Genomic DNA, 23,142 nt, shown 5'->3' with positions numbered 1-23,142 from the left:
AAGCCGCGGCGTACTGGATGCCCCGGTCAAGCCGGGGCATGACACCGAGATAAGGGAGACAGCTTCCAAAAACAGATCCGCCGGAGGGCATGCCCTCCGGCAGATCAGCTCATTTGGCAATCACGGCTCGACTTACGCCTTCATGCTCGCCTTCACGACTTCCGCGGTGATCGGCAGGGCGCGGACGCGGGCGCCGCTGGCATTGAAGATTGCGTTGCCGATGGCCGGCGCGACCACGGTGACCGCGGGCTCGCCGACGCCGGTGGCCTTCTCGCCATTTGCGATCACGGCGATCGCGACCTCGGGCGTCTGACTCATGCGCAAGGGCGTGTAGCCATCGAAATTGGTCTGCTCGATGCCACCGTCCTTCAGCGTCGCCTTCTCGTACATCGCCAGCGACAGGCCCCACAGCGCCGCACCCTCGACCTGGGCGCGGACATTGTCGGGATGCACCTGCGTGCCGACGTCGGTTGCGACCGTGAGCTTCTTCACGGTCACCTCCCCCGACGGCGCGACGGCGACGTGAGCCACGCACGCCGTCCAGCTCGCGGTCGCCCGCTCCTGCGACGAGACGCAGGCGACGCCCATGCCCTCGCCTTTCGGCAATTGCTTGGTGCCGTAGCCAGACAGTCCCATCGCGGCGAGCAGCGTGTTGCGCAAGCGCTGCGCGCCGCCGTCGTTCTTGCCGGCACCGTCGAGCAACGAGATGCGGAACTGGGCGGGATCCTTGCCCGTCGCCGCCGCGATCTCGTCGATCATGCTTTCGACCGCCCAGAAGGTCCAACCCGGCGCCACCGAGCGAAGCTGGCCGGACGGCGTGGCGTTGTGCGCGAGCTCGTTCTTGATCGCGCGCACATAATGGTTGGGCACGGTGTAGAAGAAGTCCGCCCCGTTCACCGTAAAGGAGTCGAGCGGGCCCTTCTTGTCGACCGAGGGCGTCAGGAAATCGGGGATTCCCCAGCGCGCGGTCGGCCAGGCCGAGACCACGTCGTGGCTGATCGCAATAAGCTTGCCATCGCCGTCCACGCCGGCCTTCACCTTTTGATAGGTGAGCGGACGCGAGAAATCCATCGTCATGTCGTTCTCGCGCGAATAGATCACCTTCACCGGCTTGCCGACGGCCTTGGCCGCCTGCACCGCCGGAATCATCATGTCGGCATCGAGACGCCGGCCGAAGCCGCCGCCCAGCCACATCTGGTGCATGACCACGAACTTCGGATCGATCCCGGCCGCCCCCGCCGCAATCGCGCCGGAGCGCGTCGCGAACTGGTTGCCGGAATAGATGTGCAGGATGTCGCCCTTAAACTCCGCAGTGGCGTTCATCGGCTCCAGCGGCGCGTGGATGTTGATGCTGGTGGTGTATTCCGCCTCCACCACCTTGGCCGCCGAACCGAAGGCTGCATTGGGATCGCCGTCCTTGACGAAGAACTGGCCGGAATCGTCCAGCTTCTGGAGCCGCTTGGCCTCGTCGAGCAGCGACTCGCTCGACAGCTTCGCGTTCGGACCCGCGTCATAGGCGATCTTCAGCGCCTGCGCGGCCTTCTTGGCGTTGGCGTAGGTGCTGGCGACGGCGACGACCCAGCCCGACGTCGTCCCGGTCTTGTCGTCGAGCGTGACGGCCTTGATGAAGCCCGGCACCTTCTTTGCCGCGCTATCGTCGACCGATTTCACGGTGGCGCCGAAGCGCACCGGCGGCGTGACCAGGGCGCCATAGGCCATGCCCGGCAGCATCACGTCGATGCCGTACTTGGCCGTGCCGTTGGTCTTGGAGGGGATGTCGAGCTGCGGAACCGAGACGCCGATCATGGTGTACTGGTCCGGCGATTTCAGCTTGATCGCCTTCAGCTCGTCGGGCGTGAAGGTTTTCGTCGCCTTGCCGCTTTTCACGACATCGGCAAACGACATCTGCTTCTTCGATTTCGGATGCACGATCATGGAATCGCGCACCACGAGCTCCAATGCCGGCACGCCCATGGCGGCGGCGGCACCTTCGGTCAATGCGATGCGACCGGCGGCGCCGGCGCGGCTCATCGCTTCGAAGTTCATCATGGTCGACCAGCTGCCGCCGGTGATCTGCGCGCCGAGCACGGGATCGTTGAACTTGGGATCGTTGGAGGCGAGCTGCACGCGCATGTCGCTCCATTTCGCGCCCAATTCCTCGCAGACGATCTGCGCCATGGTGGAGGCGATGTGCTGGCCCATGTCCGCCTTGCCGCAGGTCACGGTGACCAGCCCGTCCGGCGCGATCGCGTACCAGACGCTCGGCTCGAAATTGGCGGGCGCGGCGGCTGCCGATTCGATGCCGGGCACGCCGGCATAGCCGAGCACAAGGCCGGTCGCGGCGGCGCCGACGAGGAAGGAGCGGCGGCTGAGATCCGTCGTCTCGGGTGTCAATTTCTTCACATGCTCGTTCATGTGGGCCTCCGCTCGCTCGAGGTGGCCGAGGCGGTGCGCATCTCGGATGCGGCGCGCATGATCGCCTTCTGAATCCGCGAATAGGTCATGCAGCGGCAGAGATTGCCGTCCATATGGGCGACCACCTCTTCCTTGGTTGGATTGGGATTCTTGGCGAGCAGCGAGGCCGCCTGCATGATCTGGCCGGACTGGCAATAGCCGCATTGCGGCACCTGCTCGGCGATCCAGGCCTTCTGCAAGGGATGATCGCCCTTGGCGGAGAGACCTTCGATGGTGGTGATCTTCTTGCCGGCGACGTCACTGAGCATGGTCTGGCACGAGCGCACGGCTTCACCGTTGACGTGCACGGTGCAGGCCCCGCACAGCCCGGCACCGCAGCCGAACTTGGTGCCGGTCATCTGCAATTGCTCGCGGATCGCCCAGAGGAGCGGCGTGTCGTTCGCCGCATCCACGGACAGACTCCGCCCGTTGATGGTGAGAGTTGGCATAGGCGTCTTCCCCTGCCGGTGCATGAAGCCGCTTACGGCGGCAACTTGAATGGCGGACGCCCACCGGGCTGGCGTCAGCCTTGCCGGCGAGAATGATCGCGTTCCGACGCGGAGGCAAACGCAATTTGGAACGAGTCGAAAAAACGACCGCCACACTCGCTCGTTGTGCGCCGCGCCAAAGGCCGCGACGCAGCCACTGGACACAACAGCGCGTGCTCCGGCATGCGTGCCATCGCATTCAGGCAGTTTCTTCGAGGTAACTTGGCGAGCTAAGGTGCAGCCGCACGCAAACCTTACCCTCCCTGGAGGGGAAGGGTCGATCGCGCGGAGCGCGAGCGGGGTGGAGTGATCTCTCCACACGAACACTGTTGGAGGTGGAGAGACCGTCACCCCACCCCGTCTCACATTTCGCAGCGCTCCATGTGAGCCGACCCACGGGCGAGCTGCGCTCGTCCCGGACCCCTCCAGGGGAGGGTGAAGCACCGAGTTGGTGGCGAGAAAAGAAAGGGCCGGAAACAATGCCGGAGATCAATCGCGACGGCGTCAACATCTACTACGAGGTTCATGGCAACGGGCCGCCGCTGCTGCTCACCCACGGCTATTCCTCGACCTCGGCGATGTGGCATGGGCAAATCGACGCGCTGGCGAAGGACCACACGCTGATCCTGTGGGACATGCGCGGCCACGGCCAGTCCGATTACCCTGACGATGCGAGTGCTTATAGCGAAGACCTCACGGTCGGTGACATGGCGGCGATCCTCGATGCGGTCGGCGCCAAGCGCGCCATCATCGGCGGGCTTTCGCTCGGCGGCTACATGTCGCTGGCGTTCTACCGCGCACATCCGGAGCGGGCCCGCGCGCTGCTGATCATCGACACCGGCCCCGGCTTCAGGAAGGACGATGCGCGCGAAGCCTGGAACGCGCGGGCGCTCGCCACCGCCGACCGGCTCGACCGCGAAGGCCTCGAGGTCTTGAAAGCGGCGACGCGCGAGCGCGCAACCGCGAGCCATCGCAACGCTAGGGGCCTTGCGCTCGCCGCGCGCGGCATGCTGACCCAGCGCGATGCGCGCGTGATGGAGCTGTTGCCTGAGATCAAGGTGCCCAGCCTGATCGTTGTCGGCGCCGACGACACCCCGTTCCTCGCCGCGTCCGACTACATGGCCGCGAAGATCCCGGGCGCACAAAAGGTCGTGATCCCCGCCGCCGGCCACGCCGTCAACATCGATCAGCCCCAGGCTTTTGTTGACGCGGTCGTGCCTTTCCTGAAGAACTTGCCGGCATAGGCCGATCGAGCAGGGACACAGGCGATGAAGCTGATGATGCTGGCTGCGGGGACGATGTTGCTGTCGCTATCCGCACAGGCCGAGCCGATCGGCGCCGTGCCGCAGCGCCAGCCTTTCGTCACGACCTTGTCGAACAACATTCCGCTCGCCTTCGGCATGGATGCCGAACAGACCGCGCGCGCCCTCGGGCAGCAGCTGCAATATGTGCGGGGACGTCCCGGCCACGAGATCTATCTCGCCTTGCGCAACATCGGCGGCAGCGGCCTGATCCCCTATCGCCATCGCCTGTTTCTGCAGTTCCGTCACGGCCGGCTGGCCGGATGGAAGGAGGACTACGGCGAGAACTGGATGTGGGAGTGAGATCGGTTTTTCAAGTCGTGGAGAAGTCGTATTCGCGCTTTCCTGCGTTGAAGTTGCCATCGTCATGGCCGGGCTTGTCCCGGCCATCCACGATCTTTGGTGCAGCACGAAGGACGTGGATGCCCGGGACAAGCCCGGGCATGACGAGTTCGTGGAACGATCGAACTTCATAGCAACGACCAACCAAGAAGGACAACCCGCGTGGGACAGGACATCAAGCTGACGGCCTCGGACAATTTCCAGCTCGGCGCCTATCGCGCTGATCCCGCCGGCACGCCGAAGGGCGCGGTGGTGGTGATCCAGGAGATCTTTGGGGTCAATCACCACATCCGCTCGGTCTGCGACCGCCTTGCCGGGGAAGGCTATGTCGCGATCGCGCCGTCGATCTTCGATCGGACGGCGCCGAACTTCCAGTCGGGCTATTCGCCCGACGAGATCGCAGAGGCGCGCAAGTTCGTGGCCAATCCGGACTGGGCCGCGATGCTGCGCGACACGCAAGCTGCGATCGATGCGGTGAAGAGCGTCGGGCCCATCGGCATCATCGGCTTCTGCTTAGGCGGCAGCATCGCCTTCGTCGCGGCGACCCGACTGACCGGCCTGAAGGCGGCAATCGGCTATTACGGCGGCGCTGTCGTGCGCTTCGCCGACGAGGTGCCGAAGGTACCGACCCAACTGCATTTCGGCGAGAAGGATGCCGGCATTCCGCTCGCCGATGTCGAGACCATCAAGACTAAGCGGCCCGAGGTCGAAGTTCACATCTATCCGGGCGCCCAGCATGGTTTCCATTGCGACGAGCGCGCCAGCTACGACAAGGCCAGCGCCGACATCGCCTGGCCGCGCAGCATGGCGTTTTTTGCGAAGCATTTGAGGTAGAGCCCCGCCTCTTTCCACCGTCATTCCGGGACGCGCCGACAGGCGCGGGCCCGGAATCCATCAAGGCGGCAGAGTTGGTGGAGGAATGGATTCCGGGTTCGCGCTAACGCGCGCCCCGGAATGACGAGGGGAGAGAGTCTTAAAACCAGCGCTCGCCGACGAACACGGTGTCGCCGGGCGCGAGCGGCGTGCCGAGCGGCACCACGGCGCGCATGGCGCCGCCGTTCTCGGTGTGCGTGACGGTGACCATGTCACGCTTGGCGCGCGGCGAGAAGCCGCCGGCGATGGCGACCGCGCTCTCGACCGTCATGTTCGGCACGTAAGGATATTGGCCGGGTGCGAGGACCTCGCCGAGGATGAAGAACGGACGATAGGTCTCGATCTCGACCGCCACCGAAGGCTCGCGGATGTAGCCGTTGCGCAGGCGTGCGGCGATCTCGCCGGCCAACCCCGCCGTGGTGCGGCCGCGGGCCGGCACCGCACCGATCAGCGGCATGGTGATGGAGCCGCCGGCGTCGATCGCATAGCTGTTGGTGAGACCTTCCTGGCCGTAGACCACGACGCGAAGCTTGTCGCCGGCGTCGAGATGATAGGAGGCGCCATTGCGCACCGGCACCGCCATCGGCGCGGCGTAGCCGACCGGCATCGGTGCGGGCGAAGCGGCAAAAGAATTGCTGAGCGCTGCGATCGCGCCACCGCCGTTGTTGGCGACGACGACCGGCCGCGGCGCATTATAGGGCTGGCCATAGGCCATGGCATCGAGATCGGGACGAGGCTGCACCATCGCGACGGGAGTTGCGGTCTGCATGCAGCCGCCCAAAGCGAGCGCGGCGGACGCTGCCAAGGACGCCAAGTTCGACCATCGAAACGCGCGTGCAACCGGCACCGGACCCATCCTCGAAACGAGACAGCTCCAGTGATGCACCGGTTATGGTTAATAAAGCGTTGAGTGGAGGCTCCAACCCTCCCCTGGAGGGGGAGGGTCGATCGCGCGCAGCGCGAGCGGGGTGGGGTGATCTCTCCACTCGGGCAGTGTGGACGTGGAGAGACTGTCACCCCACCCCGTCTCACATTTTCGCTGCGCTCAAATGTGAGCCGACCCTCCCCCTCCAGGGGAGGGTAAGAGGCAGCTCGGTTACGCGCTCACGCGAGCTCAATCCCGGGAATAGCCGATCAGCGGTTTCCGCGGGCGGAACAGGATCATCAGGAGGATTCCCAGAATGCCGAGGACGGCGAAGACCGGCTGCTCCAGCACCAGGCGGATCACCGATGTCCAGAGCCAGGGCGCCTTGGCCTCGACCCAGGTGCGGAAGGCCGATTGGCTGGCCTGATTGATGTCGTTCCAGAACTGGCCGAAGCGGGTGAATTTGAGGGTCTGGTCGGCCACCCAGCGGGCGCCGTCATAGACCATGAAGATGAACCCGCCGGCGAGCAGCAACAGCCCAATCAGTCGGAAAAAGCCGCGGATCATGCCTCACCTACGATGGCCGTCCGAGCGGACGACCTTTTCGGAACGATGCCAGCCAATAGCCGGCCGACGGCAGAAATTCAACCTCTTCAGGGCGTTACGGCACTCATCCAGGCCGCCAAAGGCGCGTTTCCGGCGCCCGAAAGCGTTGACGGTGCGAAAGACCCTCTCTATAAGGGCGCCAACTGGCGGTGGGCGCAATCCCGCCGCCGCTGTTCTTTGAGCAGTTGCAGGCACCCTGGGCTTCAGGACTCATCCGAGCTTGAAGACACCTTGGAGCCTCAGAGACAGCCGCAAGGCGGTCGCTCATGTTCCGGGAACGGCCCAGCAACCGAACACCCTAAATCCGAGCGTCGATTCCGCGGTCAAGCAAGCCGGCGCTACCCGACCAAGACGCGACCGGTACCCGCAAAGGACATTGAGACCATGGCCAATACCACTTCCGCCAAGAAAGCGACGCGCAAGATCGCCCGCCGCACCGCCGTCAACAAGTCGCGCCGCACCCAGATGCGTGGCGCCGTGCGCAACGTCGAGGAAGCCATCAAGAGCGGCGACCGCGCCGCTGCCGTGAAGGCGCTCGCGACGGCCGAGCCCGCCTTGATGCGCGCCGCCCAGCGCAACATCATTCACAAGAACAACGCCAGCCGCAAAGTCTCGCGCCTCACCGCGCAGATCGCCAAGCTCGCAAAGTAAACCTTGCTAAGTCATCTTGGCGACATCGCCTGATCGGTCGATCCGGTCAGCGCGTCAAACAGCCCGGCCTCGCGCCGGGCTTTTTCGTTGGCTGTCATATTTACGCAAGCAGTCGCGCGAGGCTCACGCGTCGCTTGGACGATTTGCATCGTCCGTCAGTCTTCGTTCCGTAATTTTACCTGCTGATGTTCTGCAACAGCGGAAACTTCACTGCGTTGCAAAAAACCCCTGTGAGGCGGGCGCGAATTGAATCGGTGGCGGACGAGAGTTCTGCACACCGTAGATTCACAGGAATGCGTGTGACGATGGAGTTACCCTGTGAAACGAGACTCAAAAAACGATGTCTCGTTAATCACTTATCGACATAGCGACCGCAAGCATTTGGAAAATTCGGCCCGCGCGTCGAACGCGTGACAAATTTGTAAAAAAAATCGGCGGTGGCGGAGAATTGTCACATGAGGTCCGGCATTTTCGATTCTGTGCACGAATCCAAAAACTTGCTCCGAGCCTGTGCACAACCCACGTGCGACGTTAACTGACGTCAAGTTTTTTTGCTGGCTCAAGTGTGAATCAATTCGTTGCGAGTCTTTCCGCTTAGTGTATTCCTTAGGTCGTCAGCGGCGCCCACGATCTTGAGACCAGCGCGGTATCGGAAACGGGGCGAGCGTGCAAATCGGCGGCGATGTGCACGTAGGCGACGCTTCAACAAGTGATTGTCGGACGAACCCACAGCAATGTGGGAAGGGTAGTACTTTGTCTGAATGTCTCCAAGCGGGTTCTTATCCATCCCGTCGCGCCAAGGCGTACAAGAGAGACATCGCGAAGCTATCCCGGCACACAAGGTGGCGAAGTCGAGCGGACGGCTAGTACATTTGGGCAGGCATCCGCGACAGGAGTACGGCGCGGTTGTCTTCAGGACACGCAGGACCTTGTCGTGAGCGATCACGGCAGGACGGGGAGGTATCATGTCTTACGGACTCAACGCGGTATTTCAGCACGTTTCCTTTTCCAACGATGCCGTTTCAGCTCCGTCGGATCTCCAGCCTCCCGCGTGTGACGGAGCGCCGAGTACGCGCTGACCTCGCGACCCCTCCATCTCTGACATCGCTGATCTGACCCGCGGCGTTCGCGCCGAACGGTCGAGCTATGCCCGACGATGGACTCGCTCGAGGTCGCGCCACTTCAGGGACCGTGGCAAGAACCCTGCATGGCGCTCACAAACGCAACTATATCTCTCAAGAGAAGTTTTCTGACGATGACAATGGAACAGGATCGCTGGTCACGCGTGAAGGGTCGGTTGCGCTCGAGCGTTGGCGAGGACGTCTACACCAGCTGGTTTGCACGCATGGATCTGGAAGGCGTGCAGGACGAGAGCGTGCGGCTCTCGGTGCCGACGCGGTTCCTGAAGAGCTGGATTCAGGCCCATTATGCCGAGCGCGTGCTGTCGTGCTGGCAGGCCGAGATGCCGGAAGTGCATCGCATCGATCTCACGGTGCGGTCCGCCGTGCGCCCCTCGGCGCAGCCGAAGGAAGCGCCGGTGCCGGTCGAGGCGCGCCGCGCGCCGACGCCGGAATTGCGTTCGACCGCGACCGCGCCGGTCTCGGCCAATCACGACGCGCTCGGCGGCTCGCCGCTCGATCCGCGCCTGACCTTCGCCAGCTTCGTCGTCGGCCGCTCCAACACGCTGGCCCATGCGGCCGCGCGCCAGGTCGCCGAAGGGCGTCGGGGCGACCCCGTGATGTTCAACCCGCTCTACATCCATGCCGGCGTCGGCCTCGGCAAGACGCATCTCTTGCAGGCCGTGACCTGGGCCGGCAATTCCGGCAACGAGCGCAAGGTGCTGTATCTCACGGCCGAAAAATTCATGTACGGCTTCGTCGCCGCGCTGAAGACGCAGACGGCGCTGGCCTTCAAGGAAGCGCTGCGCGGCATCGACGTGCTTGTCATCGACGACCTCCAATTCCTGCAGGGCAAGTCGACGCAGGCCGAGTTCTGCCACACGCTGAACGCGCTGATCGATGCCGGCCGCCAGGTCGTGATCGCGGCCGACCGTCCGCCGTCGGATCTGGAGAGCCTCGACGATCGCGTCCGCTCGCGGCTCGCCGGCGGGCTCGTGGTCGAGATGGGCTCGCTCGGCGAGGAGCTGCGCCACGGCATCCTGAAGTCGCGCGTCGCGGCGGCCCGCGCCCATCACGCCACGTTCGAGGTGCCCGAGGAGGTGCTGCATTATCTGGCGCGCACCATCACCCATAACGGCCGCGACCTCGAAGGCGCGATCAACCGGCTGCTGGCGCATTCCAAGCTCAACAACCGGCCGGTGACGCTCGAGATGGCCGAGCACGAGGTGCGCGACCTGGTGCGGCCGCAGGAGCCGAAGCGGATCAAGATCGAGGACATCCAGCGCGTAGTGGCGCGGCAGTATAATGTCAGCCGCTCCGACCTCTTGTCCTCGCGCCGCACCGCCAACGTGGTTCGCCCGCGCCAGGTGGCGATGTATCTCGCCAAGACGCTGACGCTGCGCTCGCTGCCCGAGATCGGCCGCCGCTTCGGCGGGCGCGACCACACCACCGTGCTGCACGCGGTGCGCAAGATCGAGGCGCTGGTCTCCAAGGACACCGCGCTGTCGGAGGAAGTGGAATCGCTGAAGCGCCAGCTTCAGGAATAAAGGCCTATTTCTCCTTTCACCTCTCCCCGCTTGCGGGGAGAGGTCGGATCGCTCTTGCGATCCGGTGAGGGGGTACCGATCCAACGGCAGGCTCGCCCGCGGAGAGAAGCCCCTCACCCCAACCCTCTCCCCGCAAGAACGGGGCGAGGAAGCGCACCTACCCCTGGCGGCGGCCTTCGTTTTGGGGCGGTAAATCGTGGGGAACTGGCCCCAATGCCTTGAATCTGCGGGCCATCCGAGCCACCTTGCGCGGCCCTGAAGGCTTTGGTCATATCGGCAGGAATGATCCGGCTGGTCGGGGTCTTCGATGCCGTGGCGCGCGTCCCGCCGCCCGGCCTTCTCAACGCTGTGTTTTCCTAAGGGATCGGGCGAGTAGTGCAATGAAGGTTACGGTCGAACGCGCACAACTGCTGAAGTCGCTGGGCCACGTCCACCGCGTGGTCGAGCGCCGCAACACGATCCCGATCCTCGGCAATGTGCTGGTGCGCGCCGAGAACGCGAAATTGTCGCTGAAGGCGACCGACCTCGACCTCGAAGTGACCGAGACGCTGCCGGCGGAAACCGCGACCGCGGGCTCCACCACCGTGCCGGCGCACATGTTCTACGACATCGTGCGCAAGCTGCCGGACGGCTCGCAGATCGTGCTGGAGGCCGACGGCGACCGCGCGGTGCTCGCGATCCGCGCCGGCCGCTCGCGCTTCACGCTGCAGACGCTGCCGGAGAACGATTTCCCGGATCTGGCCGCCGGCGACATGTCGCATTCGTTCTCGCTCGCCGCCAAGGACGTCAAGCGGCTGATCGACCGCACCCAGTTCGCGATCTCGACCGAGGAGACGCGCTATTACCTCAATGGCATCTATCTGCATGCCGCCGGCACGCCAAAGGCCGCCACCCTGCGCGGTGTCGCCACCGACGGCCACCGCCTCGCCCAGCTCGACCTGGTGCAGCCCAAGGGGGCCGAGGGCATGCCCGGCGTGATCGTGCCGCGCAAGACGGTCGGCGAGGTGCAGCGCCTGATCGAGGACACCGAGGCCGAGATGACGATCGAGCTGTCGCAGGCCAAGATCCGCTTCACCATCGGCAACGTCGTGCTGACCTCGAAGCTGATCGACGGTACCTTCCCCGATTACGGCCGCGTCATTCCGCAGAACAACGACAAGGAGCTCGTGGTCGACAAGAAGGATTTCGAGAACGCGGTCGACCGCGTCTCCACCATCTCCAGCGAACGCGGCCGCGCCGTCAAATTGTCGCTGTCGGCGGGCAAGCTGGTGCTGTCGGTGACCAACCCGGATTCCGGCAGTGCGACCGAAGAGCTCGAGGTCGAATACGCCTCCGACGCGCTCGATATCGGCTTCAACTCCCGCTATCTGCTCGACATCGCCGCCCAGATCGAAGGCGACGTCGCCACGCTCCGCCTCGCCGACCCCGGCTCGCCGACCCTGGTGCAGGACCGCGACGACAAGAGCGCGCTGTACGTGCTGATGCCGATGCGGGTGTGAGGGGCTACCGGCATCCATACCTGTCACTACATCGTCATGGCCGGCGTAGCTGTCCGAAAGGACGGCGTCGCTTTGCTCCGCCTATGTCCCGGCCATCCACGTCTTCGGAGCCAAGAACGTGGATGCCCGGCATAAGGCCGGGCATGACGGAAAACGGATCTCATGACCCCCTCCCGCATTCATCGGCTGACGCTGACGCATTTTCGCAATTACCGGGCGGCGGGGCTCGAGACGGCGGCTGATCTGGTGGCGCTGGTCGGGCCGAACGGGGCGGGCAAGACCAATTGCATCGAGGCGATCTCGTTCCTGTCGCCGGGCCGCGGCCTGCGCCGGGCGACGCTGGAGGATGTCGCCGACAACCAGGGCGACGGCTCCTGGGCGGTGTCGGCGCAGGTCGAGGGCGCGCTAGGGCTGGCGACGCTCGGCACCGGCATCGATGCGCCGCGCGCGGACACCACGGTCAGCAGCCGGCGCTGCCGCATCGACCGCGAGCCGGTGGGCTCGGCCAGCGCCTTCGGCGATCATATCCGCATGGTGTGGCTGACGCCGGCGATGGACGGGCTGTTCATGGGCGCAGCGTCCGAACGGCGGCGCTTCTTCGACCGTCTCGTGCTCGCCATCGACAGCGAGCATTCCAGCCGCATCAACGCGCTCGAGCGCTCCTTGCGCTCGCGCAACCGCCTGCTGGAGACGCGCAATTACGACGACCATTGGTGCGACGCGATCGAGCGCGAGACGGCCGAGCTCGCCGTCGCGGTGGCGGCCACGCGCGGCCAGACCGCGGCAAGGCTCACCGGCATGCTCAACGCGCGCGCGCAAGAATCCGCATTTCCGTCCGCTCAAATCGCGCTCGACGGCTGGATGGAGAATGCGCTGCTCGAGGAGACCGCGACCTCGGTCGAGGACCGCTACCGCCAGATCCTGCGCGACAACCGTCCGCGCGATGCGATCGCCGGCCGCACCACCGACGGCCCGCATCTCACCGACCTCCAGGTGATCTACGCGCCGAAGAGCATGCCGGCGCGCGATGCCTCCACCGGCGAGCAGAAGGCGCTGCTGATCGGCCTCGTGCTGGCGCATGCGAGCCTGGTCGCAGAGATGACCGGCATCGTGCCGCTGCTGCTGCTCGACGAGGTGGTTGCGCATCTCGATCCGAACCGCCGGGCGGCGCTGTTCGATGAGCTGAAGAAGCTCGGCGCGCAGGTGTGGCTGACCGGCGCGGATCCTGCCGCCTTCGCCGAGATCGGCGCGGGGGGCGAAGTGTTTGACGTCGAGAGCGGACGAGTCTCGGCCCGCCTCTAGGCCGCCGCATTGAACCCGCCTGTTCCAGATCGCGACTAGCTGCTTGAGGCCGCAAGAAGCGGCCATCGCGCAGCACTCGGACATGCGCGATATCCTCCGCGATATTTTTGGAGCATGAGCATGACGGCGGTGAGGCATGGGGCGCAAGCCCCGGCACGATGGCAGTTGTTTGCGTGCGGCTTCGCCCTGCTTGCGATGTGCATGCTCGCGGCCAGCGCCGGTGCCTCGCTGCCGCATCTGTTTCCGACGACGCTCACGCTGGATTCCGATGCCAAGCTGCCCGCACCGACCCGCTACACTTACAGAGGGATCCACACCACGCTGATGCAGGGCGTCGACGCGCCGCTCCGCGTCAGGCTGGAGGCCACCGTGCCCGCAGGGCTCAGCGACGTGCTCGCCTTCTACCGGACCGAGCTTCGCAAGCTCGGCTGGCAAGAGCAGCATGATGGCGCCGTGGTCAACGCCGATCACGTCCGGCTCGCCTTCGTCTCGCCGCTGGGGCCGGCCGCGCTGAAGCTCGCCCGCAAGGATTCCGGCACCTCGGTTCATCTGGTGCAGAAGAACGCGGACATGGCGATGAAGGCGAACGTGCTGCCCGAGCCCGGCCAGGCGAAGCTGGTGTTCAGCAATATCGGCGACAAGGAAGCGGTCCTCACCATCAACGAGCGGACCATCCCGCGTCCGGCCGGCGCGAATGCCGTCGCGCTGGACCTCGCGCCGGGCGAATATTCGTACAGGCTAGCCGTCCCGGGCCAACCCGCCACCACGAACATCCTCACCGCCGCCGCCGGCGACACCTGGGAGCTCACGGTCGGGCGCGACGGTGACGCCTGGCCGCCGCTGCAGCTGTACTGAGCCTGTTGAACCTCTCCGGTTCCCGGCGCGACTTCTCGTCTGAGGCCGCGCCGACGGCGCCGCAGCCCGCCAACGCGCAAGGGCATGAAGACCCGCGCGACATCCAGGAGTTTTTTGACGATGCCGATGATCCGGCGCGGGACGCAAGTCCCGGCAAGATGGCTGCTGCTTGCCTGCGGCATTCTCGCGATAGGGATCCCCTCGCGTCCCGCCGGCGCGGCAGATGATGGCATCGTCGACGTCCATACGCTGCCGCGGCTCGACGGTGCGGTGGAGGACACTTCGCGTCCCGACACCTATCGCGTGATCTACACCGTGCCGACCCCGCTTGCCGCCACGTCGGACGCCACCAGGAAGCTGCTGAGCGCCGACGGCTGGGTGCCCTATGTGTATCCGCTGGATGAGAAAAGCGCAGCGTTGACCTTCAAGAAGGGACGGCAAGGGCTGCGCGTTTCCTTCACACAGGCGCGCGGGCGACCCGACCAGTCCGCCGTGTTCTACACGCCGAACCGGATCTATGCGAACGTGCCCTTTCCGGAAGGTGCGATCGATCTCGTGTTCGACGAGACCCGGCCCTATCTCAGCTGCATTGCGCCCGGCGCGCTCGATGCGACCGCAGCATTCTTTACCAAGGACATGGCGGCGATGGGGTGGCGCAAGCTGAACCCAGAGACGGCCTTGCGCTGGCCGAACGCCGATCTTGCCGGGACCGTTCCGAACGGCGTTCGCGTCTTCTATGACCACCCCGATCGCGACGCGACGCACGTCTACCAGAAGCCGGTGATGCTGACCCTGACGCGCCGCGACGATGGCCGCACCAATGTCGAGATCCGGGTCGCGCCGTTCGCGCTGCCGGAGGTGCTCGAGGCCGACGACGACATGGCCGGTCTGCCGCGGCCGAAGCCAACCAAATCTGCGCGGGGCCTCGGCAGCGCCAGCTCGAACAAGCGCGAGATCTCGGCCGCCGCGATGGCCGAGCTGCCCGCCGTGCGCGCCTTTTATCAACGCGAGCTCGCCGCGCGCGGCTGGCAGGAGGATGGCAGCGCACCGCTCGCGCCCGGCGACGAGGTGGCGATCAAGATCTCCAACTCTGATGAAACCGGCGTGCTGCGGCTCGGCCGCAAATATGATTTCACCATGGTCAGCCTGACCGCGCAGGTGAAGGAATCCGCGCTCGCCGCCCGCGCCAAGGCGAAGAAGGAGGCCGACGCGAGATTCCTGAGCGATGCCTTGGGTACGGCTCAGCAGCTCATTGCGGCCGATGATATCAGGCGCAAGACGCAGGCCGCCTCCCTGTCGGACGCCCCGCTCACCGCGCTCGCTGACAGCAAGACGCCGGTGCCGCTGCCCGAAAACGCCGAAACCGTGACGTTCGAAGGCGGCGACGGCCACCTGGAATTCTCCTCGGCGTCGAGCGTGAAGGCGCTCAGCAGCTTCTATCGGACCGCGCTGAAGAGCTCGGGCTGGAAGGAGCAGCCTTCCGTCATCAACCAGCCGAACATGGCGGTGATGGCGTTCTCGAAGGGCGGCAAGTCGATCTCGATGACGGTGATGCAGATGGGCCCGAAGGTGAATGTCCGCGCCGACGGATCGGGCCTGGTGACCGAAGCGGCCAAGCCTGCGGCCGGCGCGGCGGTGGAGATTCAGGCCAAATCCGCCGAGCCGCTCAAGCCCGATCCTGAGTCCCCGCTGCCGGTGCCGACGCAGCGTTCGTCGAAATCGCTCGCCACCACCAAGATACCCGGAGGCGAAGCGCCGCTCCGCCGCGAGCTCGAGGCCCGCATCCCCGCTTCGCTCGACGAAGTCCTCGCCTTCTACCGGGCCGAGCTTGCAAAGCTGGGCTGGCAGGAGAGAGCCGACGGCGCGACCGTGTCCGCGGAACGCGCGCAGATCGACTTCACCTCGCCGCAAGGTCCCGCCATGCTCAAGCTCGGCCGCGCCAAGGGCGAGACCACGGTCAGCCTGGCGCAGAAGAATGCCGATGTCGCGGCCAAGGCCGAGATCATGCCGAAGGCGGGACAAGCGCGGCTCATGCTCGGAAATATGGCAGCGAACGAGGCCGCGCTGACGATCAACAAGCAGACTGTGAAGATCGCAGCCGGCGCCGGCGGCCCGCAATCACCGAAAGGCCCGATGCTCGACCTGCCGCCCGGCAAATACGCGTACGCGTTGCGCCTGCCCGGCCGGCCTGCGCGTAACGAGTCCCTGACCGTTGCCGCCGGCGAGGCCTGGGGCCTTCTGGTGGGCCCGAGCGGCGACGTGCTGCCGCTGCAGATGTATTGAGGCGCCACGAAGCAGGTGCGCTCCCTCTCCCGCTTGCGGGAGAGGGTTGGGGAGAGGGTGCTTCCGCATTGGGACAATCCCCAAGATGAAAAAGCCCTCACCCGGCGCGCGGGACGATTCTTCGCATCGCTCGGACGCGCCGATCCCGTAAGCGGGAGAGGTTGCACCGACGCTGTGGCCCGACCAAAACCGAACCTTTCACCCCGCAGAATCCACGGCTTTTCGAGGAAAAAAACTGCCCTCGAATCGGGCTTTTTGCGGCGCCCAGAATCGGCCCTCCGGCGCCTTGAAAACCGGCCGAAAAACCCTATCTTCTCAAAGGGTTGCCGGAGGATACTTTGCGCTAGGCGCAAGCGGTCTTTCATGGCACAAATAGCCCCGCAAATCAGCGCCTTCTGCGCCGCTGATTCGGGCGACATCTCGAAGGCCTCTCATGACAGAACCTGCTCGGCAGCACGCTGCCGAAAACGAGCCCTCCAACGCGAGCGATTACGGCGCGGAATCGATCCGCGTGCTCAAGGGACTCGATGCCGTCCGCAAGCGCCCGGGCATGTATATCGGCGACACCGACGACGGCTCGGGCCTGCACCACATGGTCTACGAGGTCGTCGACAACGCCATCGACGAAGCGCTCGCCGGCCATGCCTCGCGCGTCGAGGTGATCCTCAACGCGGATAATTCCGTCACCGTGCGCGACGACGGCCGCGGCATTCCCGTCGACATCCACAAGGGCGAAGGCATCTCGGCGGCCGAGGTCATCATGACCCAGCTGCACGCCGGCGGTAAGTTCGACCAGAACTCCTACAAGGTTTCCGGCGGCCTGCACGGCGTCGGCGTCTCCGTCGTCAACGCGCTGTCGAGCAAGCTCGGCTTGCGCATCTGGCGTGACAACAAGGAGCACTATATCGAGTTCGCCCACGGCGATGCCGTGGCACCGCTGAAGGTCGTCGGCGATGCCCCGGGCAAGCGCGGCACCGAGGTGACGTTCCTGGCCTCGACCGAGACCTTCAAGAACGTCGAATACGACTTCGCCACGCTCGAGCATCGGCTGCGCGAGCTCGCCTTCCTCAATTCCGGCGTCAACATCGTGCTCTCCGACATGCGCCACGCGGTCGAGAAGCGCGAGGAGATGTTCTATTCCGGCGGCGTCGAGGAGTTCGTCAAATATCTCGACCGCAACAAGAAGGCGCTGGTGCCGGCCCCGATCATGGTGCGCTCGGAAGCCAACGGCATCGGCGTCGAGGCCGCTTTGTGGTGGAACGACAGCTACCACGAGAACGTGCTTTGCTTCACCAACAACATCCCGCAGCGTGACGGCGGCACCCACCTCGCCGGCTTCCGCGGCGCGCTGACGCGCCAGGTCAACGGCTATGCCGAGGCCAATGCCAAGAAGGAAAAGATCGCGCTGACCGGCGACGATTGCCGCGAAGGTCTCACCGCTGTTCTCTCGGTGAAGGTGCCCGATCCGAAATTCTCGTCGCAGACCAAGGACAAGCTGGTGTCCTCGGAAGTGCGCCCCGTGGTCGAGAACGTCCTCAACGAGGCGCTTGCCGCCTGGTTCGAGGAGCACCCGAGCGAAGCCAAGATGATCGTCGGCAAGGTGATCCAGGCCGCGGCGGCCCGTGAAGCTGCGCGAAAGGCGCGCGAGCTGACGCGCAAGAGCCCGCTCTCGGTCTCCTCGCTGCCGGGCAAGCTCGCCGACTGCCAGGAAAAGGATCCGGCCAAATCCGAGCTCTTCATCGTCGAGGGCGACTCGGCAGGTGGCAGCGCCAAGCAGGGCCGCAACCGCGAATTCCAGGCCGTCTTGCCGCTCCGCGGCAAGATCCTGAACGTCGAGCGCGTGCGTCCCGACAAGATGCTGTCGTCAGAGCAGATCGGCACGCTGATCACCGCGCTCGGCACCGGCATCAGCGACGAGTTCTCGGTCGAGAAGCTGCGCTATCACAAGATCATCGTGATGACGGACGCCGACGTCGACGGCGCTCACATCCGCACGCTGCTGCTGACGTTCTTTTACCGGCAGATGCGCGACATCATCGACGGCGGCTATCTCTATATCGCCCAGCCGCCGCTCTATAAGGTCTCGCGCGGCAAGTCCGAGCAGTACCTGAAGGACGAGCGGGCGCTGGAAGACTATCTCATCGACGCTGGCCTCGATGATTGCGTGTACATCCCCGGCACCGGCGGCGACCGCTCCGGGCGCGATCTGCGCGCGCTGGTCGACGACGCCCGCGTAGTGCGCAGCGTCCTGCGCAACCTGCACAGCCGCTATAATCGCAAGGTGGTCGAGCAGGCCGCCATCACCGGCGTGCTGAACAAGGAGATCTACGGCGATCCCGAGAAGGCGGCGGCCGCCGCGCAATACATCGCGAGCCGGCTGGACAACCAGGCCGAGGAGGTCGAGCGCGGCTGGGTCGGACAATTCGTCGAGGGCCAGGGTTTCCTGTTCGAGCGCACCGTGCGCGGTGTCAAGGAAGCCGCCGTCATCGACGACGCCCTGCTCGGCTCGGCCGAGGCGCGCAAGCTCGACGAATACACGACCAAGCTCCAGGACGTTTACGCCCGCTCCGGCAAGCTGCGGCGCAAGGACTCAGAGCACGTGGTCCACGGCCCGGTCGATCTGTTCGAGGCCGTGACCGATTCGGGCCGCAAGGGCATCAGCCTGCAGCGCTACAAAGGCCTCGGCGAGATGAACCCGGAGCAGCTCTGGGAAACGACGCTCGACACCGAGGCACGCTCGCTGCTCCAGGTGAAGGTTAAGGAGGTCGACGAGGCCGACGACATCTTCACCAAGCTGATGGGCGACGTCGTCGAGCCCCGCCGCGATTTCATTCAGGAACATTCGCTGAGCGCGACGATCGATATTTGAGGGCTCGCTGCTTCCGCGGCGTCGTGGCCGGGCTTGTCCGGCCATCCACGTCTTGCCCCGCGGAACAAAGAACGTGGATGCCCGGGACAAGCCCGGGCATGACGGCGCACCAATTCGGCTCTGAACCTCACCACGGGCCGTCGCGACGAAACGGCATGAACCCGCAAGGCCAATTCCGGCCGGGAAATGTCGCGCCATGACCGCCTCTGCAACGCCCAGCTCCGCTGTGCCCTCGCGCCGCCTCGGCATCATCGGCAGCATCGTCGGCGTGCTGGCGCTGATGGCGGCGGTGCTGCCGCATTGGGTCGTGCCGATCGTGTTTCCGCCGCCGCCGGCGGACAAGGTGATCGTCGACACCGGACATCGCATCAAGGACCGCATCGTCGCGAAGGTGAAGGGCGTCGAGTATCAGGCTCCGAAGGTCGAGAAGTCGGCTGGACGAAGCTGGAGTGAAACCGCATCGGTCACGGCAATCTCGCTCGGCCTGCTCGCCATCCTGCTTTCGGTGCTCTCCCTGATCTTCCGGGAGGAACGGCTCCTCGCCGCCGTCGCCGCCACGCTCGGCACCGGCGCCATCGCCATCGAAATCTCCTTTTTCATGATGGCGGCCCTGATCCTGATCGCGATCCTCTATGTGATCGGGAATATCATCGGGCTGTTTTGAGGGCCGCTTGCCACAAGCTCCCGTCCTCATCCTGATGAGCCCGCAAAAGCGGGCGTCTCGAAGGATGGCCACGGGCGACATAGGGGCTTGCATGGTTCGAGACGCGCGTTCCGCGCTCCTCACCATGAGGGATCAGCAGCCTCGCCTGGGCTCACGGAACGGCCACGAACCACCGCCCAGTACAATTGCTCCCGCGCTCAAATCTCTGTAGTTTCCGCCCGAAACAGGCCCTCCCACTCAACAGGACAGCGAGAACCCCGTGGCGCCCATCCAATACATCGTCGAGGGCGGTCACCGGCTCTCGGGCTCGATCGAGCCGTCCGGCAATAAGAATTCGGCGCTACCGATCATCGCCGCCGCGCTGCTGACCGAGCATCCGGTCGTGCTGGAGAACGTGCCGCGGATCCGCGACACCGAGACGCTGGTCGAGCTGGTCCGCTCGGTCGGCGCGTCGGCCGAATGGTCCGCGCGCAACACGCTTCATATCCATGCCAAGAGCATCCGCGCCGCCGACCTCGACCCCGAGCTGTGCGTGCGTATTCGCGCCTCGATCCTGCTCGCCGGGCCGCTGCTCGCCCGCTGCGGCGAAGTGATGCTGCCGCCGCCGGGCGGCGACGTCATCGGCCGCCGCCGGCTGGACACGCATGTGCTCGCGCTGGAGCAGCTCGGCGCCAAGGTCACCGCGACCGACCGGCTCGAATTCCGCGCGCCAAAGCTCGCGGGCGCGGACGTGTTCCTGGACGAGCCGAGCGTCACCGCCACCGAGAACGCGCTGGTCGCGGCGGTCGCCGCCGACGGCATCACCTATTTGCGCAACGCGGCCTCCGAGCCGCATGTGCAGGACCTCGCCAATTTCTTGGTCGCGCTCGGCGCCAGGATCGAAGGCATCGGCACCAACACCATGATCATTCATGGTCAAGCGACGCTCGGCGGGACGACGTACCGGATCCAGCCCGACCACATCGAGGTTGGCTCGCTGATCGGGCTTGCCGCGGTGACGCGCTCGCCCTTGCGCATCGCGCGCGCGGGCGTCGAGCATCTGCGCTCGATCCGCATGGGCTTCGAGCGGCTCGGCATCGTCTGCCGGATCGAGGGCGACGACCTCATCGTGCCCTCCAATCAGACATTGAAGATCCAGGACGATTTCGGCGGCCATGTGCCCAAGCTGGAGGACCAGCCCTGGCCGGCCTTCCCCGCCGACCTGATGTCGATCGCCATTGTCACCGCCACGCAATGCGAGGGCGTGATCCTGATGTTCGAGAAGATGTTCGAATCCAGGATGTTCTTCGTCGACAAGCTGATCGCGATGGGCGCGCGCATCGTGCTGTGCGACCCGCACCGCGCCATCATCGCCGGCCCCAGCCGCCTGCACGGCGCCACGATGACCTCGCCCGACATCCGCGCCGGCATGGCGATGCTGCTCGCGGCCGTGTGCGCCGAGGGCACCTCGACGATCAACAACGCCGACCAGATCGAGCGCGGCTATGAGCGCATCGAGGAGCGGCTGAACGCGCTTGGCGCGAAGATCAAGCGCGTGCCGGAGCGGAGCTAACCTGGTCTATTTTGACGGATTCGCGTCGACGGCCTGTTTGCAGGCCCCGGACAAGCTCGCGTAATTGTCGCCGAGGCATTTGCGGATGCGGCCGCCCCCGGGCATGGTGCCGGCGCAGAACCGTGAATAGTCTGCCTTGCAGGCCTGCTTCGCCTCACTCCGCGCATCGCCTGCGGAGGCTTGCGAAAGAAACAGCACGAGAAGTGCGACCAGACTCGCGGCCGCAAGACCCGCACGCACGTAGACGGCCGTCCGATGCGAGAACCTCACCACTGGTCCGCTTGCCGTCCTGTCAAATCGTTGCACCATATCATCTCCACCAATTCGCAGACATCGATGTAGGTGATACGTCTGGACGGGCCGAATCCCTCGTTCACTCTGCGCGGCTCAGCGAAAATAGCCGCCGACGAGTTGTCGGCGTCCTTTCGCTGAAATTCGTTCCAGCATCTCGACGAAGGTCGAGACGACGAGGTCACCGATCTTCACGCGCTTGTCGCGGGCATCCTTCACGGCTGCTTCCAGCTCGGCCTTGTCGAGATTCGTCTGCGCCGCCGTTTTCATCGCCTTCATCAATGCGAGCCGGTACTCGGCCTGGAGCGGAGCCAGCTCCGCCTCCTTGCCGCGATAGATGCTCCACAGGATCTCCGCGTCTTCCGCCGGAAGTCTTTCGGCGACACGCTCGATCATGCGTAGCGGCACGGCTGCGCCCGGTCGAAAGCCGCCGGACAGCAGCCATTGCGCCGAGACATAGGTGAACAGCACGACGTTGACGCACAGCGACAGCAGCATGAGCGCCCGCCAGGGAGTGGACCATTCTCGCCAGAACTTCATTGCACCGATCCATAGCCGATTGCGTAGATGTCGAAGACGCCGCTCATGACGGATAGGGGGTCCGACGGCGCGTGGGCATAGGGCAGCGCTCCCGCCAGCCACACACCCACCATCACGGAGCAGGCGAGACTTGCGGCGGGAACGAGCGCCGGCCGGCGCAGCAGGCGCTGATGCCATGCCGGCCTATGCTGCTGCGGGATGGCGGCGAGCCTTTGCAGGACCAGAAAGCTCGAACGATCCACCCTCGCCGTCTCGATCTCTGGGGCGACGGCAAGGAGCCGGTCGAGGCGCGACTGCTGGTCCAGGACCGCAGCGCCTTCCGCAGTCGCCGCAATCCGCCGCGCGGCCTCGCGCGTCGGCGCGGGCCAGCGCTCGACGTCACCTCCCCATGTCTCGGCCAATTGTCTGAACTGTTCGGGCGTCATACGTGGCTCCCCGTCTGCTGTATTTTCTGAACATTTGCCTTGAGCGCCGTGCGGGCGCGGCCCAGCAGCGATTCGAACGCCTTGGCGCTGAGATTCATCGCGTTCGCCGCCTCCTCACCGCTCAATCCCTCCATGTGAAAGAGGGCGATCGCGCCGCGCTGCCGGTCCGACAGGCCGGCCATCGCGCGGTTGAGAAGGCGAACCTCCTCATCGGCGATGAGCCGTTCGACGGCGTGCGGTCCCGAATCGGGCACATCGCCAGCGTCTTCGAGGGGCTGGAACGTTCGGCGCCGCGTGCGGTCGAACGTCAGGTTGAGGACGATGCGGTAGAGCCAGGTCGTGAATTTCGCAACCTCTGGGTCGAAAGAGGCTGCGTGCGTCCAGACACGCATGAACGCCTCCTGGCCGATGTCGTCGGCCTCGACCGGGTCGCGCACGATCCGCTCCGCGACCCGCAGCGCCCGAGGCATATGGCGCCGCATGAGGACGCGAAACGCGTGCTGCCGCTGCGCCGAAACCTCCGCCATCAAGGTCTCGTCCGATGGCTCTTCCATCACATCGATCTGTTGCTCTGGCCTGCGGACATCGTAGCCGAGAATTGCGAACCGATCCTACCA

At 65.3% G+C, this 23,142-nt stretch carries 20 protein-coding genes; 12 read left to right on the top strand and 8 right to left on the bottom strand.

Annotated features, from left to right (window positions below):
* Positions 1-132 precede the first annotated feature (132 nt).
* Positions 133-2,415 carry a molybdopterin cofactor-binding domain-containing protein gene (locus tag ABIA45_RS28995; RefSeq protein WP_404654522.1) on the bottom strand — a complete coding sequence of 761 codons (2,283 nt, stop codon included), beginning with the start codon at positions 2,413-2,415 and terminating at the stop codon, positions 133-135.
* Positions 2,412-2,903, bottom strand: coding sequence for a (2Fe-2S)-binding protein (locus ABIA45_RS28990; RefSeq protein ID WP_025033225.1), 492 nt, complete (start codon positions 2,901-2,903; stop codon positions 2,412-2,414). Before ABIA45_RS28990 ends, ABIA45_RS28995 begins: the two co-directional genes overlap by 4 nt.
* Positions 2,904-3,421: 518 nt before the next feature.
* Here ABIA45_RS28990 and ABIA45_RS28985 point away from each other — a divergent pair.
* Positions 3,422-4,186, top strand: coding sequence for an alpha/beta fold hydrolase (locus ABIA45_RS28985; protein ID WP_404654521.1), 765 nt, complete (start codon positions 3,422-3,424; stop codon positions 4,184-4,186).
* A 24-nt stretch (positions 4,187-4,210) separates the two neighbouring features.
* Positions 4,211-4,546 (top strand): hypothetical protein, encoded by a 336-nt coding sequence (locus ABIA45_RS28980; RefSeq protein ID WP_157284861.1) that lies wholly within the window; start codon positions 4,211-4,213, stop codon positions 4,544-4,546.
* A gap of 10 nt (positions 4,547-4,556) precedes the next feature.
* On the opposite strand, the gene ABIA45_RS28975 is transcribed toward ABIA45_RS28980, so the two are convergent.
* A complete protein-coding gene (locus ABIA45_RS28975; RefSeq protein ID WP_404654520.1) occupies positions 4,557-4,688 on the bottom strand; it encodes a hypothetical protein in 132 nt (43 codons plus the stop codon).
* A 59-nt stretch (positions 4,689-4,747) separates the two neighbouring features.
* On the opposite strand from ABIA45_RS28975, the gene ABIA45_RS28970 reads away from it, so the two are divergent.
* Positions 4,748-5,419, top strand: a complete 672-nt coding sequence (locus ABIA45_RS28970; RefSeq protein WP_271541607.1) for a dienelactone hydrolase family protein — start codon at positions 4,748-4,750, stop codon at positions 5,417-5,419.
* Between the two features lie 139 nt (positions 5,420-5,558).
* Here the strand turns inward: ABIA45_RS28970 and ABIA45_RS28965 are convergent, their stop codons facing one another.
* Both ABIA45_RS28965 and ABIA45_RS28960 read right to left on the bottom strand, forming a co-directional pair.
* On the bottom strand, positions 5,559-6,305 hold the full coding sequence (locus tag ABIA45_RS28965; protein WP_225131885.1) for a polysaccharide biosynthesis/export family protein: 747 nt from the start codon (positions 6,303-6,305) through the stop codon (positions 5,559-5,561).
* Positions 6,306-6,572: 267 nt separating this feature from the next.
* The gene (locus ABIA45_RS28960) at positions 6,573-6,890 is read right to left on the bottom strand and encodes a hypothetical protein (protein ID WP_025033220.1); all 318 of its coding nucleotides are present in this window, start codon (positions 6,888-6,890) and stop codon (positions 6,573-6,575) included.
* 423 nt (positions 6,891-7,313) lie between these two features.
* Here ABIA45_RS28960 and rpsT point away from each other — a divergent pair, with 423 nt between their 5' ends.
* The 9 genes from rpsT (at position 7,314) to murA (ending at position 21,269) form a co-directional block, all read left to right on the top strand.
* Entirely contained in the window at positions 7,314-7,580 is a 267-nt protein-coding gene (gene rpsT / locus ABIA45_RS28955) for a 30S ribosomal protein S20 (protein ID WP_157284863.1), read from the top strand.
* Positions 7,581-8,835: 1,255 nt separating this feature from the next.
* Complete coding sequence (gene dnaA, locus ABIA45_RS28950) at positions 8,836-10,245, top strand: chromosomal replication initiator protein DnaA (RefSeq protein WP_157284864.1); 1,410 nt, start codon at positions 8,836-8,838, stop codon at positions 10,243-10,245.
* A 380-nt stretch (positions 10,246-10,625) separates the two neighbouring features.
* Positions 10,626-11,744, top strand: coding sequence for a DNA polymerase III subunit beta (gene dnaN, locus ABIA45_RS28945; protein WP_036002613.1), 1,119 nt, complete (start codon positions 10,626-10,628; stop codon positions 11,742-11,744).
* A gap of 162 nt (positions 11,745-11,906) precedes the next feature.
* On the top strand, positions 11,907-13,046 hold the full coding sequence (gene recF / locus ABIA45_RS28940; RefSeq protein WP_404654519.1) for a DNA replication/repair protein RecF: 1,140 nt from the start codon (positions 11,907-11,909) through the stop codon (positions 13,044-13,046).
* Positions 13,047-13,166: 120 nt separating this feature from the next.
* Entirely contained in the window at positions 13,167-13,901 is a 735-nt protein-coding gene (locus ABIA45_RS28935) for a hypothetical protein (protein ID WP_404545157.1), read from the top strand.
* Between the two features lie 120 nt (positions 13,902-14,021).
* Entirely contained in the window at positions 14,022-16,184 is a 2,163-nt protein-coding gene (locus ABIA45_RS28930; protein WP_404654518.1) for a hypothetical protein, read from the top strand.
* A 433-nt stretch (positions 16,185-16,617) separates the two neighbouring features.
* Positions 16,618-19,053, top strand: a complete 2,436-nt coding sequence (gene gyrB, locus ABIA45_RS28925; protein WP_157284869.1) for a DNA topoisomerase (ATP-hydrolyzing) subunit B — start codon at positions 16,618-16,620, stop codon at positions 19,051-19,053.
* Between the two features lie 196 nt (positions 19,054-19,249).
* Complete coding sequence (locus ABIA45_RS28920; RefSeq protein WP_404654517.1) at positions 19,250-19,717, top strand: hypothetical protein; 468 nt, start codon at positions 19,250-19,252, stop codon at positions 19,715-19,717.
* A 259-nt stretch (positions 19,718-19,976) separates the two neighbouring features.
* Complete coding sequence (murA, locus tag ABIA45_RS28915) at positions 19,977-21,269, top strand: UDP-N-acetylglucosamine 1-carboxyvinyltransferase (RefSeq protein ID WP_036024088.1); 1,293 nt, start codon at positions 19,977-19,979, stop codon at positions 21,267-21,269.
* A gap of 387 nt (positions 21,270-21,656) precedes the next feature.
* On the opposite strand, the gene ABIA45_RS28910 is transcribed toward murA, so the two are convergent.
* The 3 genes from ABIA45_RS28910 to ABIA45_RS28900 are packed head-to-tail and all read right to left on the bottom strand — an operon-like array spanning position 21,657 to position 23,088.
* On the bottom strand, positions 21,657-22,100 hold the full coding sequence (locus ABIA45_RS28910) for a periplasmic heavy metal sensor (RefSeq protein ID WP_157284907.1): 444 nt from the start codon (positions 22,098-22,100) through the stop codon (positions 21,657-21,659).
* On the bottom strand, positions 22,097-22,525 hold the full coding sequence (locus tag ABIA45_RS28905; RefSeq protein ID WP_404654516.1) for a hypothetical protein: 429 nt from the start codon (positions 22,523-22,525) through the stop codon (positions 22,097-22,099). Before ABIA45_RS28905 ends, ABIA45_RS28910 begins: the two co-directional genes overlap by 4 nt.
* Complete coding sequence (locus ABIA45_RS28900; protein WP_275501917.1) at positions 22,522-23,088, bottom strand: RNA polymerase sigma factor; 567 nt, start codon at positions 23,086-23,088, stop codon at positions 22,522-22,524. The genes ABIA45_RS28905 and ABIA45_RS28900 overlap by 4 nt, the downstream gene beginning before the upstream one ends.
* Between the last annotated feature and the right edge of the window lie 54 nt (positions 23,089-23,142).

The organism is Bradyrhizobium sp. USDA 336 (genome assembly GCF_044908355.1).
In the GTDB taxonomy this organism is placed as follows: Bacteria; Pseudomonadota; Alphaproteobacteria; order Rhizobiales; family Xanthobacteraceae; genus Bradyrhizobium; species Bradyrhizobium yuanmingense.
Note: the sequence above shows the minus strand (reverse complement) of the source record. Positions and strands in the feature narration are given on the sequence as shown.